The sequence below is a fragment of the Candidatus Arthromitus sp. SFB-mouse-NL genome, from assembly GCF_000709435.1.
Lineage (GTDB): Bacteria > Bacillota > Clostridia > Clostridiales > Clostridiaceae > Dwaynesavagella.
On the sequence record NZ_CP008713.1, the window covers coordinates 1525989 to 1538507 of the forward strand.

The 12519-nt window shown below is 26.2% G+C and carries 21 protein-coding genes and 1 pseudogene; 16 read left to right on the plus strand and 6 right to left on the minus strand.

Annotation, left to right across the window (positions count from 1 at the left end):
- Positions 1 to 7 precede the first annotated feature (7 nt).
- Complete coding sequence (locus SFBMNL_RS07300) at positions 8 to 940, plus strand: S66 peptidase family protein (RefSeq protein ID WP_242838753.1); 933 nt, start codon at positions 8 to 10, stop codon at positions 938 to 940.
- A 64-nt stretch (positions 941 to 1004) separates the two neighbouring features.
- Here the strand turns inward: SFBMNL_RS07300 and SFBMNL_RS07305 are convergent, their stop codons facing one another.
- On the minus strand, positions 1005 to 1883 hold the full coding sequence (locus SFBMNL_RS07305) for a hypothetical protein (RefSeq protein ID WP_042295064.1): 879 nt from the start codon (positions 1881 to 1883) through the stop codon (positions 1005 to 1007).
- A gap of 233 nt (positions 1884 to 2116) precedes the next feature.
- On the opposite strand from SFBMNL_RS07305, the gene SFBMNL_RS07310 reads away from it, so the two are divergent.
- From SFBMNL_RS07310 to SFBMNL_RS07345, 9 genes are all read left to right on the plus strand, one after another.
- Complete coding sequence (locus SFBMNL_RS07310) at positions 2117 to 2923, plus strand: hypothetical protein (RefSeq protein ID WP_042295066.1); 807 nt, start codon at positions 2117 to 2119, stop codon at positions 2921 to 2923.
- A gap of 91 nt (positions 2924 to 3014) precedes the next feature.
- Positions 3015 to 3575, plus strand: a complete 561-nt coding sequence (locus tag SFBMNL_RS07315; protein WP_042295068.1) for a hypothetical protein — start codon at positions 3015 to 3017, stop codon at positions 3573 to 3575.
- Positions 3575 to 3757: a hypothetical protein gene (locus tag SFBMNL_RS07320; RefSeq protein ID WP_042295069.1), complete on the plus strand. Its 183-nt coding sequence runs from the start codon at positions 3575 to 3577 to the stop codon at positions 3755 to 3757. Before SFBMNL_RS07315 ends, SFBMNL_RS07320 begins: the two co-directional genes overlap by 1 nt.
- A gap of 24 nt (positions 3758 to 3781) precedes the next feature.
- A complete protein-coding gene (locus SFBMNL_RS07325; RefSeq protein ID WP_042295072.1) occupies positions 3782 to 4183 on the plus strand; it encodes a hypothetical protein in 402 nt (133 codons plus the stop codon).
- 5 nt (positions 4184 to 4188) lie between these two features.
- Complete coding sequence (locus SFBMNL_RS08335) at positions 4189 to 4359, plus strand: hypothetical protein (protein WP_158336027.1); 171 nt, start codon at positions 4189 to 4191, stop codon at positions 4357 to 4359.
- A 15-nt stretch (positions 4360 to 4374) separates the two neighbouring features.
- Positions 4375 to 4605 (plus strand): hypothetical protein, encoded by a 231-nt coding sequence (locus tag SFBMNL_RS07330; RefSeq protein WP_042295074.1) that lies wholly within the window; start codon positions 4375 to 4377, stop codon positions 4603 to 4605.
- A 30-nt stretch (positions 4606 to 4635) separates the two neighbouring features.
- Entirely contained in the window at positions 4636 to 4947 is a 312-nt protein-coding gene (locus SFBMNL_RS07335) for a hypothetical protein (RefSeq protein ID WP_042295076.1), read from the plus strand.
- A gap of 18 nt (positions 4948 to 4965) precedes the next feature.
- Positions 4966 to 5313: a hypothetical protein gene (locus tag SFBMNL_RS07340; RefSeq protein WP_042295077.1), complete on the plus strand. Its 348-nt coding sequence runs from the start codon at positions 4966 to 4968 to the stop codon at positions 5311 to 5313.
- 80 nt (positions 5314 to 5393) lie between these two features.
- Positions 5394 to 6581, plus strand: coding sequence for a helix-turn-helix domain-containing protein (locus SFBMNL_RS07345; RefSeq protein ID WP_042295079.1), 1188 nt, complete (start codon positions 5394 to 5396; stop codon positions 6579 to 6581).
- A 90-nt stretch (positions 6582 to 6671) separates the two neighbouring features.
- On the opposite strand, the gene SFBMNL_RS07350 is transcribed toward SFBMNL_RS07345, so the two are convergent.
- On the minus strand, positions 6672 to 7136 hold the full coding sequence (locus SFBMNL_RS07350) for a helix-turn-helix transcriptional regulator (protein WP_042295082.1): 465 nt from the start codon (positions 7134 to 7136) through the stop codon (positions 6672 to 6674).
- Between the two features lie 379 nt (positions 7137 to 7515).
- On the opposite strand from SFBMNL_RS07350, the gene SFBMNL_RS07355 reads away from it, so the two are divergent.
- Positions 7516 to 8745, plus strand: a complete 1230-nt coding sequence (locus tag SFBMNL_RS07355; protein WP_042295085.1) for a ribonuclease H1 domain-containing protein — start codon at positions 7516 to 7518, stop codon at positions 8743 to 8745.
- 200 nt (positions 8746 to 8945) lie between these two features.
- Positions 8946 to 9308, plus strand: a complete 363-nt coding sequence (locus SFBMNL_RS07360; RefSeq protein ID WP_042295086.1) for a type II toxin-antitoxin system RnlB family antitoxin — start codon at positions 8946 to 8948, stop codon at positions 9306 to 9308.
- Here the strand turns inward: SFBMNL_RS07360 and SFBMNL_RS08555 are convergent, their stop codons facing one another.
- From SFBMNL_RS08555 to SFBMNL_RS08235, 3 genes and pseudogenes are all read right to left on the minus strand, one after another.
- On the minus strand, positions 9309 to 9479 hold the full coding sequence (locus SFBMNL_RS08555; protein ID WP_081832590.1) for a DUF4214 domain-containing protein: 171 nt from the start codon (positions 9477 to 9479) through the stop codon (positions 9309 to 9311).
- A gap of 32 nt (positions 9480 to 9511) precedes the next feature.
- Complete coding sequence (locus tag SFBMNL_RS07365; RefSeq protein ID WP_052341899.1) at positions 9512 to 9958, minus strand: Panacea domain-containing protein; 447 nt, start codon at positions 9956 to 9958, stop codon at positions 9512 to 9514.
- A gap of 208 nt (positions 9959 to 10166) precedes the next feature.
- Positions 10167 to 10376: pseudogene (locus tag SFBMNL_RS08235) on the minus strand (N-acetylmuramoyl-L-alanine amidase); the annotation flags it as partial.
- Positions 10377 to 10751: 375 nt separating this feature from the next.
- Between SFBMNL_RS08235 and SFBMNL_RS07370 the strand changes: the two are divergent.
- The 4 genes from SFBMNL_RS07370 to SFBMNL_RS07385 are packed head-to-tail and all read left to right on the plus strand — an operon-like array spanning position 10752 to position 11799.
- Positions 10752 to 11003, plus strand: a complete 252-nt coding sequence (locus SFBMNL_RS07370) for a DUF4160 domain-containing protein (protein WP_042295088.1) — start codon at positions 10752 to 10754, stop codon at positions 11001 to 11003.
- A gap of 40 nt (positions 11004 to 11043) precedes the next feature.
- Complete coding sequence (locus SFBMNL_RS07375) at positions 11044 to 11301, plus strand: DUF2442 domain-containing protein (RefSeq protein WP_042295090.1); 258 nt, start codon at positions 11044 to 11046, stop codon at positions 11299 to 11301.
- A 7-nt stretch (positions 11302 to 11308) separates the two neighbouring features.
- Positions 11309 to 11545 (plus strand): helix-turn-helix domain-containing protein, encoded by a 237-nt coding sequence (locus SFBMNL_RS07380; protein ID WP_042295315.1) that lies wholly within the window; start codon positions 11309 to 11311, stop codon positions 11543 to 11545.
- Positions 11546 to 11550: 5 nt separating this feature from the next.
- The gene (locus SFBMNL_RS07385; protein ID WP_042295093.1) at positions 11551 to 11799 is read left to right on the plus strand and encodes a DUF4160 domain-containing protein; all 249 of its coding nucleotides are present in this window, start codon (positions 11551 to 11553) and stop codon (positions 11797 to 11799) included.
- A 43-nt stretch (positions 11800 to 11842) separates the two neighbouring features.
- On the opposite strand, the gene SFBMNL_RS07390 is transcribed toward SFBMNL_RS07385, so the two are convergent.
- On the minus strand, positions 11843 to 12508 hold the full coding sequence (locus SFBMNL_RS07390; protein WP_042295318.1) for an N-acetylmuramoyl-L-alanine amidase: 666 nt from the start codon (positions 12506 to 12508) through the stop codon (positions 11843 to 11845).
- Positions 12509 to 12519 lie beyond the last annotated feature (11 nt).

The window sequence follows — 12519 nt, forward strand, 5'->3', positions numbered from 1 at the left end:
TTTTAAATTGGAGGTTATAATGGCTATTCCCTGCAAAAAATTAATTTTCGGAGATAAAATATCTGTTATCTCTCCTTCCTCTCCATCTTCGAAAGAAACCATCAAAAATGCTCTTAATTTACTTAAATCTCTTAATTTCGATTACAAAATATATGATCATCTATACGATAATATCGGATACCTAGCAGGACTCGATATCCATAGAGCTAAAGACTTCAATAATGCATTAAAAGACAAAGAAACTAACGCAATAATATGTTTAAGAGGGGGATATGGAACCCTTCGTATTATGAATCTCATAGAATGGTCATTATATAAAAAAAATCCCAAGATATTCATGGGATTTAGCGATATCACACCAATTTTAAATTATATATTTAAAAAATTCAATATAATTACATTTCACTCACCTATGTTAACATCAAATCTAATGGATGAACACTCTAGAGATAGTTTAATAAACTCTATTACAATTCAAAAAAGCAATTACTTTATCAAAAATCCAGAAAATATATCTCTTAAATCCTTCCCTTCTAACAAAAATATAGTCACAGGAAACATAATAGGTGGGAACTTATCACTCATATGTTCTACAATATCAACAAAATATGAAATACCGTTTAAAAATAATATTCTGTTTATTGAAGAAATAAATGAATCTCCTTATAAAGTGGATAGAATGTTATCCCATCTCTATTTAAGCGGTAAAATTCAAAAGTGTTCAGGAATAATATTGGGTCAGTTCACAGATTGTAAAGATGACAATGGTGTAAACATAGAAGATCTTCTTCTGGAAAAATTACGTTTATTTAAAAAACCTTGCATATACAACCTATGCGCAGGACATGGTTCTCCAAGACTCACTATACCAATAGGAGCCCGTGCAAGAATTAATACTAATAATTCAACTATTGAAATACTAAAAAGTGTAGTAATATAAAACACATTAAAATTAAAGTAGATATTTAAAATATCTACTTTTTTATATACCCATTTAAATAATTTTATAATATATCTGAGTGAGTTTGGTTAATATTGCCTTCAACACTTAATACATCGAAAAAATCTTTAATGTTAAGATTATGCTCATCACAAAACAAGAAAACCGAATCCAACTTTATATATCTCTGTACTTTAACGCCCTTTGATTCCAATTTCTGTTTTATAAAATTGGCAGAGTTTGAAACATCTATTATCTTAAAGTCTTCTCTAAATTCTTTTTTATCAAAATCAAAAAAATCTTTAGGGCTTATTCTTAAACTCTTACATATTTTTAAAAATCCATGTAATGTTGGAAAAGTATTGGGGTTAATAGCTATATTGCTTCCAACAATCCTACCCTTAATATCCTCAAGTTCATAGATCCTATTATTAAAATCATTTATACTTATTCCATTTTTGATTTTGTCACCTTTAATTTTATATTTTTCCCCTATTAAAAAAAAATCATCTGATGTAATTTCTAACGCTTCTAAATAACCATAAAACTTATCTAACGATATGCAACTTTTACAACTTTCAAATTGATATATTGTCGTAAATTTAATTTCTTTTCTAAAATTATCAATAATATGTTTAACACTAAAATTTTTACTTAATCTAGATTTCTTCGCTCTATTAGCTAAAAAAACAAAAAATTCCCCAAAAACATCAAAGGAATTTTCAAACTCATACGTATAATCACTAAACATTAATAAATTCCTTATATCAATACCTAAAAATTTAGATGTCTTAAAAAGAGTTTTAAATGTCGTACTTCCATTACGACGAATCTCATCCAAGCTCTTAAATCCATCAGTCTTATTAAAATATTCATAAGAAATTCCATTAAGTTTAATATATTTATCTAACTTTTTCTTAAGATTAACTCTAAATTTATCCACAAAAACAAATTCCTTCCTAAATTAAATATTGACATCAGAGAAATTTTGAAATACAATTGATTTACAAATTAAAACTAAAACAAATTCAAAAAGTTTCTCAGGCTGTTGAATTTGTTTACTTAGCACTACTACTATCTAAATAGCAATAAATTATTTACCCAAAGTACTAAAACAAATAAATATTTTAATACCATCTCGTGTCGATTTTTAATCTTAAAGAAAGGAGTTTGTCAATGAGTCTTTGTAATATTGTTAAAAAATCAAAATTATTAACAAATGGTTGTAAACGCTATTATGATTATTTATTAAAGCTACTGAAGGAATCAACCAAAAATAACTGGAGGATTACTTCGGGGGATTATAAAAATCATCTTTTTATAATCCCTACAGACACCGTAGCCTCCGAAAGATTATTTATGGGTTTAACAAGCATTTACAAATATAAAAAGACTCTAAAGTCCTTAGGATTAATAGACATTATACCCAAATTTACCGTTAGAACAAACGTTGGTAAAAACAAGAACTATTGTCATAGACAAATAACGATAGTAAGTCAAACCATGCCTAAAAAATTTATAAGTAAATCACTTATATGGGTTAAAAATATAAAAAAAGCTACAATCCTTAAAACTTCTAACTATATTATATCACAATTTAAGAAAAATTTAAATAATGCCGTTTTCAATATACATACAAAAATTAAAAAAATGTTGAATACTGTAACAAACACAAATACTAGTTACATAAATAACTTAAACAAAAATGATGTACAAACTATAACTAATATGCTTAATACATATAATATTAAATTTAAAAACAAAGAAATGGCTAGCTATATAGATATGTATAAAAAATCAAAAGAAAAATTCAATCAAACCTGCAAATATTGCAGTGATAAAGACATGTACGCACCACTCGAATATTTTACCAAAGTATTTTATGTATCGAATAAACCCAAAAGTGCATTTTTTAACTTTAAGCAAAGAGATTATGACTATGAAAAGCTAGAAGCAATGTTAGTCAATAGATTTGATTTATAGGAGGTTTATTATGAATTTTTATGATGAAAATAGCACGGAAGAATGTCCTGGACAAATTTCAATATTTGAATTATTGGCAGGTATCAACTAAATGAACAATAAATTTTTATACGCCAAAAGTATAAGTCTAGAAAATATATTAAAGCTATTATTTAACAAACCAGAGATTGAACATAGCATCAAATTAAACTTACTATTACAATTTGAAATGACCGAACATATTAATCAACAAACCTTTAATGAATATTTTTTTTACAATTTTAATTTTTTTGATAGATGTATTAGTCTTAATTTAAATGATGATGAACAACTCGCACTAGCCTTTATATACAACAAAGAAAAACAAAAATTTGAAATGGCAATATCCACTAATAAAGATATTGAAGATGAGAAAGAAGAATTATTTGATAACTTATCAAACGAATTACAAAACTCTAAATATTATTATTTATACAAAGCTAATGGTTATTATGTTTCGGATTGTGCTAGGATTAAAATCCTTCAATATCTAAAAGATATAGCAGAAATGGAATATAACGATGGATTCATATTTTACCCTGAGTTAATAAACATACAGAATTTAATCATAGAAACTTTTGAATCCAATTGTGTCAAAGTAAATTCATCTGAATTATTTACTTCGAGGTGTTAATGGATAGAATTAATATTTTAATAAATGAAAAACAATCTTTATTAAATAAACTAAACGATTATAAATCACTATTAAATAAAATAAAATCAAAGAATGAACTTATTAGACTTAATAAAGAAATGCGAATAATAAATGAAAAGATACAATCTATAAACTTAATCATAGAAAATCTAAAATTATAAAATAATTTATTACGGAGTATAATCATGCACAACTTTATCTACACAAGGTACAAAAAAGAACGTAATTTTAAGCAATATGATAGCGTGATAAGTATACGTTTAAACCCTAAATTTTATAAATTTTTATATAAAATAAATCCTGTTAATATAAGCTCAACCATAAGATCTCTTATTAGAGCTGATCTATATGAAGGTAATATCGAGGTAACACACAAAGATGAAACTAAAATGTTCTCTTGCTTCAAAGACAATGATTTTAAGCAAATACAAGAATATACTTACACTGCTAAGAAAGGTAAATCTATACAAATTAGACTCTATAAAAATGAAAAGGAAACTATTATAAATAGATCTGATGGAAACATTAGTAACTATGTTGATCTTGTAATAATGGATTTTATAAATAAGATAAACTATGGAAGGTGAAAATAATGAAAGTTACATATAAAACAAACAGACTAGATCAAGATGATAATATTATACCTAAAATTGATATTGAAACCCAAAATGAAGAAACAAGAGAAACCCTATCAGATAAATTTTTGTACATATATTTAATTGTATGTATTGTGATAATAATAGCGATTAAAATATTTGCATAAGGACGGATTACACATATGATATTTTTAGACGATCGAGATAAAATAAAAGATGCTTTAAACAGTGCAATATCTCTGCTAGACAAGCTAGATTATGATGATCAAGATTATTATAGCTTGGAAGATATAAAAGAATATTGCCTTAAAAATATTAAAAATAAAATTAACCGTGCAACGACTATATACACAATATACATTTATTATGTTTTATCAAATCCCGATATTTTTGTTAATAAATTTGCACAATAAATATTTTAAAGGAGCTTTGTAAAAGATGCTATGATTATTTCAATACCAAAATTTGATGAAATATTGAAATTACTAAAATTTGATGGCGATAAAAATGAAATATCACTTGAATATGTTGCAATATTATCAGATTTTCAAAATAAAACAGACTTATTTATAAAGTTGTTTAAGAAGGTTAGAAATAAAATAAGAGAATATAAAAAAGGTACAGATACTTTTTCACAATACGGTGAAAAAATAAGTAAAATGATACATGATGATGACCCCATTGCTGAAGAATTATATAATAGAGTTTATATTTCTATTTTAGTAATAATTATTTTTATTGTAGAAAAAATTTAAAAACGATGAGAAGATCAAATGACTAAAAAAGAAACAGTATTAAATATAATAAAAGCACAATTTAAATTAGTTAAAGAAATTGAGCAACTTGAGTACTTTACCATACAAATTAATTATTTTACACCATTTGCAACAAATCGTGATGAATTAACGATGGGAACATCAGAAGAAATATTTGAAAATTTAGATGACTCAATTAAATTTCTTGATAATTATAACGATAACTTAGAACTTATTATTGATGATTATAAAAAATCAAAATATCCACCAATTAACAACATAGTTACCAGTTGGAGCGAATTTACAATATATGCTATATGTCCTCTTTATTATTTTGAACCTGATAATCAAACATTACTAGTGTAAATTAATAAATGATATTGAGAATAGAAAATTATAAGACAAGCTATTAAATGGCTTGTCTTAAATTATTATAGGAGATAAAAATGAATTCTAAAAGTTTTAACGGACAAAATCTCAGAAATGCTAGACTATATCGAAGAATGACTCTAAATGAATTAGCATCTAAAATAAACATATCCAAACAATCAATATCTTTATATGAAAATGGAAGGACTATGCCTGATTTTGAAAAAATAATAAATATTTCATATGTATTAGATTTTCCATATGAATTCTTTTTACAAAAACACACATTTAACTATACACCTACAACAACATATTTTAAATCATTCTCTAGTGCTACCAAATTGAATAGAATATCACACTCTTTAAGATTAAACTATATGTCAAAAATCTATGGAGCTTTATCAGATTATGTTGATTTCCCAAGGCTAAATATACCTGCAATTGATTTCAACATTCCAGATTGTGCGTTTTATGAGGAAAATATGGTCGCCAGAGATCAAATAGAGCATGCCGCTGAATATTTAAGAACGTTTTGGGGAGTAGGTAACAAACCTTTGACTAATCTGAAGCATCTATTAGAAAAAAACGGAATAGTTATTACAAGTTTTAAAACCGATGATAATAAAATAGACGCTTTTAGTCAACGCTCAACTATAGGAAATGAAGAAATGTATTTTATAGTTTCTGCTCTCGGAAATAAATCGGAAGGTCGTGTGAATTTTGATTTATCGCACGAACTAGGTCATATATTATTGCATCCTTGGAGCGAGGATTTAGAATCAATACCTAAAGAAGATTTCAAGGCAAGAGAAAAACAGGCTAATATGTTTGCTAGTGCCTTCTTGTTACCGAAAGATAGTTTTTCGGAAAGAGTAAAATTATATCCTACCGATCTGCAATACTATAAGTTTCTTAAGAACGAATGGGGGGTCTCTATGCAGGCAATGATTTATAGATCTTACCAATTAAATATAATATCTTTTAGTCAATATCAATATTTGATTAAACAAATATCTAAAAACGGTTGGAAGACTAATGAGCCAGATGATTATATTTATAGACCAGCTACTAATATATTTCAGGATGCCATAGATTTATTAATATCTGAAAACGTATTGTCTGTTAAAGAAATAATTGATCTTATATATAGAAATGGTGTTATTATGAATATAAGCAATCTAGAAAATTTATTAAACCTAAAACACGGTACCTTAATTAATAACGAAAAAATAGACAATATAATTAAATTAAAATTTAATACGTAAATAACTTTTAAAAAATACTTTATTATCTTGATAAATATTATATTGTGTTACCATATATAGTAACACAATATAATGAATACACTTTATTTGTTATTTTTGATATTTTTCAAATTTAAAAGTTTTAAAACAAGCATTTACTATATCTTCACACGATAAATTATAGACTAAATGCATTTTATAAATAGTATTAGATGTTGGTTTAAGTTCAGATTTTTCATACCTTAATAAAGTGCTTCTTGCTATTTCTAGTTTTGTACAAGCTTCTTTAACATTTAATCCTACACATTCTCTTAATTCTTTTAGTGTTTTTTCTTCATAATTGGCTCCGTAATTTAAATTTTTATTTATACTTTTATTTTTACAAGCATAAATAATATCAGTATAAGTAACATTATAAACTACAGCCAATTTGTCAACTATAATAAAATTAAATGTTCTATCTCCACAACCAGATTCGTAGTCACTTAAAGTCATTTTTTTGATTTTTAATTTTATTGCAGCATCCTCAAGTGTCAATCCTTTTTTCTTTCTTAAATTTCTTAAACTCAAAAACATAATATTATCTCTTTTTTATTTTGCAGTTCCTTAACTACATTACTATTATAGCATATTGTAAGTATTTACGCAACACTTTTTTTGGAAAAATATTTAAAAAAGTTGTGTAATAATATAAATCCGCGATATAATTAATTGAATCTTTTTTTTATTTTTATTTTAGAATAGACCTAGATTTTTAAAATCTAGGTCTATTCTATTGAATAAACTAACCTACATACTTTTTTTTAAATTCTTCACTTTCTCCTCATCTTTTAAGCATATCTCCAAAACTAAGACCACTATTTAATTTATAGCCTCTTTTTATAACTTAATATGATTTAACATGTTAACAAAATTTAATAACACCAAGAAGAAAGTAAGGAGGAAATTAATATAAATGGATAAAAATTTTTATGTTGTTAAAAAAGGTTTTAAACCCGATATATATGATAACTGGGAAGATTGCCAAAAACAAATTAAAGGATTCAGCAATTCAGAATATTGTAAATTTAAAAATCGTGAGGATGCTGAAAAATTTTTAAATTCAGACACTATATCTTCGATAAATCATAAATCTATTATAACTTCAAATAATGACGCAACCGCATATATAACATCTAGTTATATTAATACCGATAAAGAAGGTGCATATGGCTCACTAATATTACATAATAATAATAAAGAAATTTTACAAGAAAAACTTGAAAATGATATTAATTGCGGCACAGATCTAGAAATTATAGCTGCACAAAAAACTATACAGTTTTGTATAGATAATAATATTAAAAACTTAACCTTGTTTTATAAATCAGACATAGTAGCCAAACTAGCAAATGGCGACATAAAGGCTAAAAGCGAAATAAATAAGGCTTATGTATCTTTTTGTTACAAAGTTAAACAAAAATTAAGCATAGAATTTAAAAAAAGTACACATGCTGAAAATAACTATATTAAAGAAATAAATCAAACTGTTAAGAACACACTGAAAAAAACTAATATAAAAGAAAATAAAAACAGCGTAACAGTCGATGGTATAAAAAATAAAGATCTTATAAATATATTTGAAATAATGAAAGAAAATCTCCCAGATTTATCTATAGAAAATGATTCTACAAAGTGCGATAAAATATTATACAGACTAGTTCTAAATGAAAATAAAAAACAAAAACTCACTGTCACTGAATACCAAAGAAAAAATAAAATTCTAATACAAGGTTCGATGAACGATATTTTCGCGGTATTAATAACATATATCAATGAATTATTGGAACCTGATAAAGTTCATGATTTCTTGGATGGAGTTACCAAATCTAATACAAATAAAACAACATTAGAAAATAATCTTAATTCTCTATTACCTAATATTGCACTCATAGAATTAGAAAAATTACATAATACTTTGATGCAAGCTGTTTATAACCTAAATTTAAAAGATGATTTTTATGAATGTTCGTTTTTAACATTCCCTGCCCTAAGAGGGATGGAAGGTTTCTTAAGATATATACTCTCTAAAAATGGAATATCAGTAGGAGATAAAAGGAAATTTTCCATGTTCAAAAAAATGAAGATTCTGGTAGTTATAGACTTAAACGGGAATATATCAAACCTGAACATACCAAAGAATTAATAGATTATTTTAGTGAACTGTATTCAATATATAATCATGAAAGACACTCCATTTTCCATTATACCATTGACCCCATAGATACAACTCGTACCATTGAAACACCTGAGGAAGCTCATGAGATAATAAGAAAATCTTTATACACAATAAATAAATATTTTTCTATAATAAAATTAATATGATAACTAAAAGGAGGCATAAAAATGGGTAAATTTATAATTGTAAATAATATTACGAGTAATTTTTGTGATGTATTACTTGTACTATCTAGTTCAATATGTCCGATTTCTCCATTAAAAGAAATAGAGGACACTATGCCTCCTTATTCTAATTGTAAGATAATAATTGATCAAATTTTACACATAGGCAATAATAGTGAACGCTTTATTTATCTTGAAATAAATCACGGTGAAGTATCAAAATCGTCCATTAAATTTATTCAAATACCTAAAAACGATAAAATAAGAGAACTTTCCAGAGATGTTATGATATCATATGATTTAATAGATTTTTCTATACTAACCACTATACAAAAAAATATGTTGAATAAAGGCATTGCTATATAATTATATAATATACTTTTCTCTAAACTCTTCGCTCTCTCCCATAGATTTAAGCATATCTCCAAAACTTAACCCACTATTTAATTTATCATTCCAATAATTGATTCCTTCGCTATCCCCTATTAATAGCTTTCTCTTCAGGCGTATTATTATTACTATTCCTTTGATTATAATTTAGGGGGAACCTATTTTTCGTTTGTACATATTTATCTATATTCTTCATTAAAATATTTCTCTAATGACTCCTTCGTAATTATGTTATTTACAGATTGATATGCTTCTATCCAAGGATCCTGATTATGTGTTATTTCAACCAAGTCACTTGCTGTAAAACCCGAAAACTCATCTATAATAATATTTATATGAGTACGATGCTTTTTACTAATTTTATTCTCATCGTATCCATCGAAACTAATATAATCAGGAAAAATACTCATTCCTCCACAATGCCTATATTCATAATAAGCTCTAGGTACAACTGGTCCAAATTCCCATGCCTCAATTTCATCATCAAAACACGGCTTTTTTTCTTCGCAAAGGAATATCGCTTGTATAAAATAAAGTAATTTCTGTAACTTTAAATTAGATATAGCATAATTTTTTATATTACAATAAACTATCATGTACCTACAAATATCAATAACATCATACACAAACAAACTCCCCTTTCAAATTAAATAACCTCGACTTATAATAATAAATTTATCGAATATAGTCAAAGTTTAAATATAAATTAATATATTTAGTATATTATATATATTAATTTATGTATACAATTAACCTTTTAACCTTCGATTTATTAATTTTTACAATAATATATATTAAGATATCCTTAAATACTTTTCTCTAAACTCTTCACTTCAAATACTTAACTAACATAAGTGAGTTTTTATAGGTTTTATTAAAATCTCCATCGCTATTGATACACATTTCTATTCCAATACTATTTTCATTTGTTATGCCATACTTTCCTTTTCCATCCCCACAATGCCAACTTTTATCATCATCTCTTATAATTCTTAATATCTGTTTATCATCAACAAAATAATGTGCTGATGCTCCTCTATCTGCTCCAAATCATTAATTGAAAATTTTATAGCACTTAGTCTAATTTAATATATCTTTATATAACAATATAACTAATGTGTAAAGGTAACTATTTAATTTATTGACTCTTTTTATAACTTAATATGATTTAAAATAATTTGTTGGTTGTCAACATTCGGTAGGATTTTGATTTAAGATCGGTAGGTAAATAAAAAACCTCAAGACCTATATATTTGCCTATCATATATACAGTTTTATATAAGTACATAACCATATATTGTCTGTAAAAGGAAACGATACTTAATAATCAAATTCTATAATCATAATAAAATATACGCAGAAGTTATTGACTTTTTATAACTCATAAGTTATAATAATAGTAGGAAGAGAGGTTTGGAAATGCCAGAAATTACTAGATTTTATGGAATTATAATTAAAATATATTTTTCAAAAGAACATAATCCTCCACATTTTCACGCGATTTATGGGAATTATACTGCGAGTTTTAGAATTGATACACTCGAAATGTTAGAAGGAGACCTACCAAATACAGCTGTAAAATTTGTAAAGCAATGGGCTAAAAAATATAACAGCGATATCATGGAAATGTGGAATACCAAAATATTAAAAAAGCTTCCGCCATTAAGATAATGGCGGAAAGCTTAAATAAAAATTTAAGGACGGAAATACTATGAATTTATCAATTAAAATTAAAAATGTAGAACCTCTTGAAAACTTTATGCTGTCTGTCACTTTTACAAATGGTGTTGAAAAAATTTATGACGTAAAAAACCTTTTTGAAAAGCTACCTCAAATGTTTAAACCTATACAAGATAATCCATCGCTATTTAAAAATGTATGTGTTGATTCTGGCGGTATCGGAATATCCTGGAATGAAAATATAGATATTTCAGAATATGAACTCTGGGAAAATGGAATATTAAAATAACTTGCTAATGATTGAAGAAAAGATAAAAGAAATTGTATCCGAAATAATAAGACTTAGACGGGAAAATGGACTCACACAGAAACAACTTGAAGAGTTAAGCAACATAAAACAACCAATTATAGCGAGGATGGAAAAAGGAACAAATATACCGCAACTCAACACTATTTTAAAATTACTAAAACCTTTGGGGAAAACAATTGCAATAGTTCCTCTTGAAAAAACAAAACCAACTAAACCGAGGTGAATTAAATGGGAGAAATTACTAAATTTTATGGCATTACTGTTAAAATATTTTTCACTGGCTATAACCCTCCTCACTTCCAGGCTTTATATGACGATACATTAGGTATTTTTAAAATTGACACACTCGAAATGGTGGAAGGTGATTTAACAGACATAGCTCAATCACTTGTAAAAGAGTGGGCGGAAAAATATAAAACTGACCTGATGGAAATGTGGAATTCTAAAACATTAAAAAAACTTCCACCTTTAGAATAACTAAAAAGAGACATAAAATATGTTAAATAAAAGTATGCTATAATTATATAGCATACTTTTCTCTAAACTCCTCGCTCTCGCCCCATTTTTTAAGTAAATCTCCAAAGCTAAGTCCAGTATTCAATTGCTCATTCCAATATTTCAAACCTTCATCATCTGGCTCTCTTTGTAAAACATTTTTATACAATAATGTTATGGAAGGTGTGTAATCTTTGTGATTTTTCGCATCTAATCTCAATAAATCACTTTTAAATTTGTTCCACATCTCCCAGTTATCTTGTTTCCATGTATCTGGACAACTCTTTCTGCTTGCGTCATAATGCCTAACTACTTTATCAATTGATATATTATATTTATTCATTAGATACTTAACTAAATCTAGTGTGTTTTGATAGGTTTTATTAAAATCTCCATCGCTATTGATACACATTTCAATTCCAATACTATTTTCATTTGTTATGCCATACTTTCCTTTTCCATCTCCACAATGCCAACTTTTATCATCATCTCTTATAATTCTTAATATCTGTTTATCATCAACAAAATAATGTGCTGATGCTCCTCTATCTGCTCTATCATGTAATTTAAAATGTGCCTCAGCATCAGCTCCTCTATCTGGATTACCTGTATCATGGACTGTTATGTATTTTATTTTTTCTCCTTTACGACTCGAAAAATTATACTTTACTAGCTTTTCATTTATTTTTATCATTGACTGTA

What these genes read in the sequence shown, in the direction of transcription:
- SFBMNL_RS07310 (WP_042295066.1), top strand. Translation starts at nt 2,117, where the DNA reads ATGAGTCTTTGTAATATTGTTAAAAAATCAAAATTATTAACAAATGGT.
- SFBMNL_RS07315 (WP_042295068.1), top strand. Translation starts at nt 3,015, where the DNA reads ATGAACAATAAATTTTTATACGCCAAAAGTATAAGTCTAGAAAATATA.
- SFBMNL_RS07320 (WP_042295069.1), top strand. Translation starts at nt 3,575, where the DNA reads ATGGATAGAATTAATATTTTAATAAATGAAAAACAATCTTTATTAAAT.
- SFBMNL_RS07325 (WP_042295072.1), top strand. Translation starts at nt 3,782, where the DNA reads ATGCACAACTTTATCTACACAAGGTACAAAAAAGAACGTAATTTTAAG.
- SFBMNL_RS08335 (WP_158336027.1), top strand. Translation starts at nt 4,189, where the DNA reads ATGAAAGTTACATATAAAACAAACAGACTAGATCAAGATGATAATATT.
- SFBMNL_RS07330 (WP_042295074.1), top strand. Translation starts at nt 4,375, where the DNA reads ATGATATTTTTAGACGATCGAGATAAAATAAAAGATGCTTTAAACAGT.
- SFBMNL_RS07335 (WP_042295076.1), top strand. Translation starts at nt 4,636, where the DNA reads ATGATTATTTCAATACCAAAATTTGATGAAATATTGAAATTACTAAAA.
- SFBMNL_RS07340 (WP_042295077.1), top strand. Translation starts at nt 4,966, where the DNA reads ATGACTAAAAAAGAAACAGTATTAAATATAATAAAAGCACAATTTAAA.
- SFBMNL_RS07345 (WP_042295079.1), top strand. Translation starts at nt 5,394, where the DNA reads ATGAATTCTAAAAGTTTTAACGGACAAAATCTCAGAAATGCTAGACTA.
- SFBMNL_RS07350 (WP_042295082.1), bottom strand. Translation starts at nt 7,136, where the DNA reads ATGTTTTTGAGTTTAAGAAATTTAAGAAAGAAAAAAGGATTGACACTT.
- SFBMNL_RS07355 (WP_042295085.1), top strand. Translation starts at nt 7,516, where the DNA reads ATGGATAAAAATTTTTATGTTGTTAAAAAAGGTTTTAAACCCGATATA.
- SFBMNL_RS07360 (WP_042295086.1), top strand. Translation starts at nt 8,946, where the DNA reads ATGGGTAAATTTATAATTGTAAATAATATTACGAGTAATTTTTGTGAT.
- SFBMNL_RS07370 (WP_042295088.1), top strand. Translation starts at nt 10,752, where the DNA reads ATGCCAGAAATTACTAGATTTTATGGAATTATAATTAAAATATATTTT.
- SFBMNL_RS07375 (WP_042295090.1), top strand. Translation starts at nt 11,044, where the DNA reads ATGAATTTATCAATTAAAATTAAAAATGTAGAACCTCTTGAAAACTTT.
- SFBMNL_RS07380 (WP_042295315.1), top strand. Translation starts at nt 11,309, where the DNA reads ATGATTGAAGAAAAGATAAAAGAAATTGTATCCGAAATAATAAGACTT.
- SFBMNL_RS07385 (WP_042295093.1), top strand. Translation starts at nt 11,551, where the DNA reads ATGGGAGAAATTACTAAATTTTATGGCATTACTGTTAAAATATTTTTC.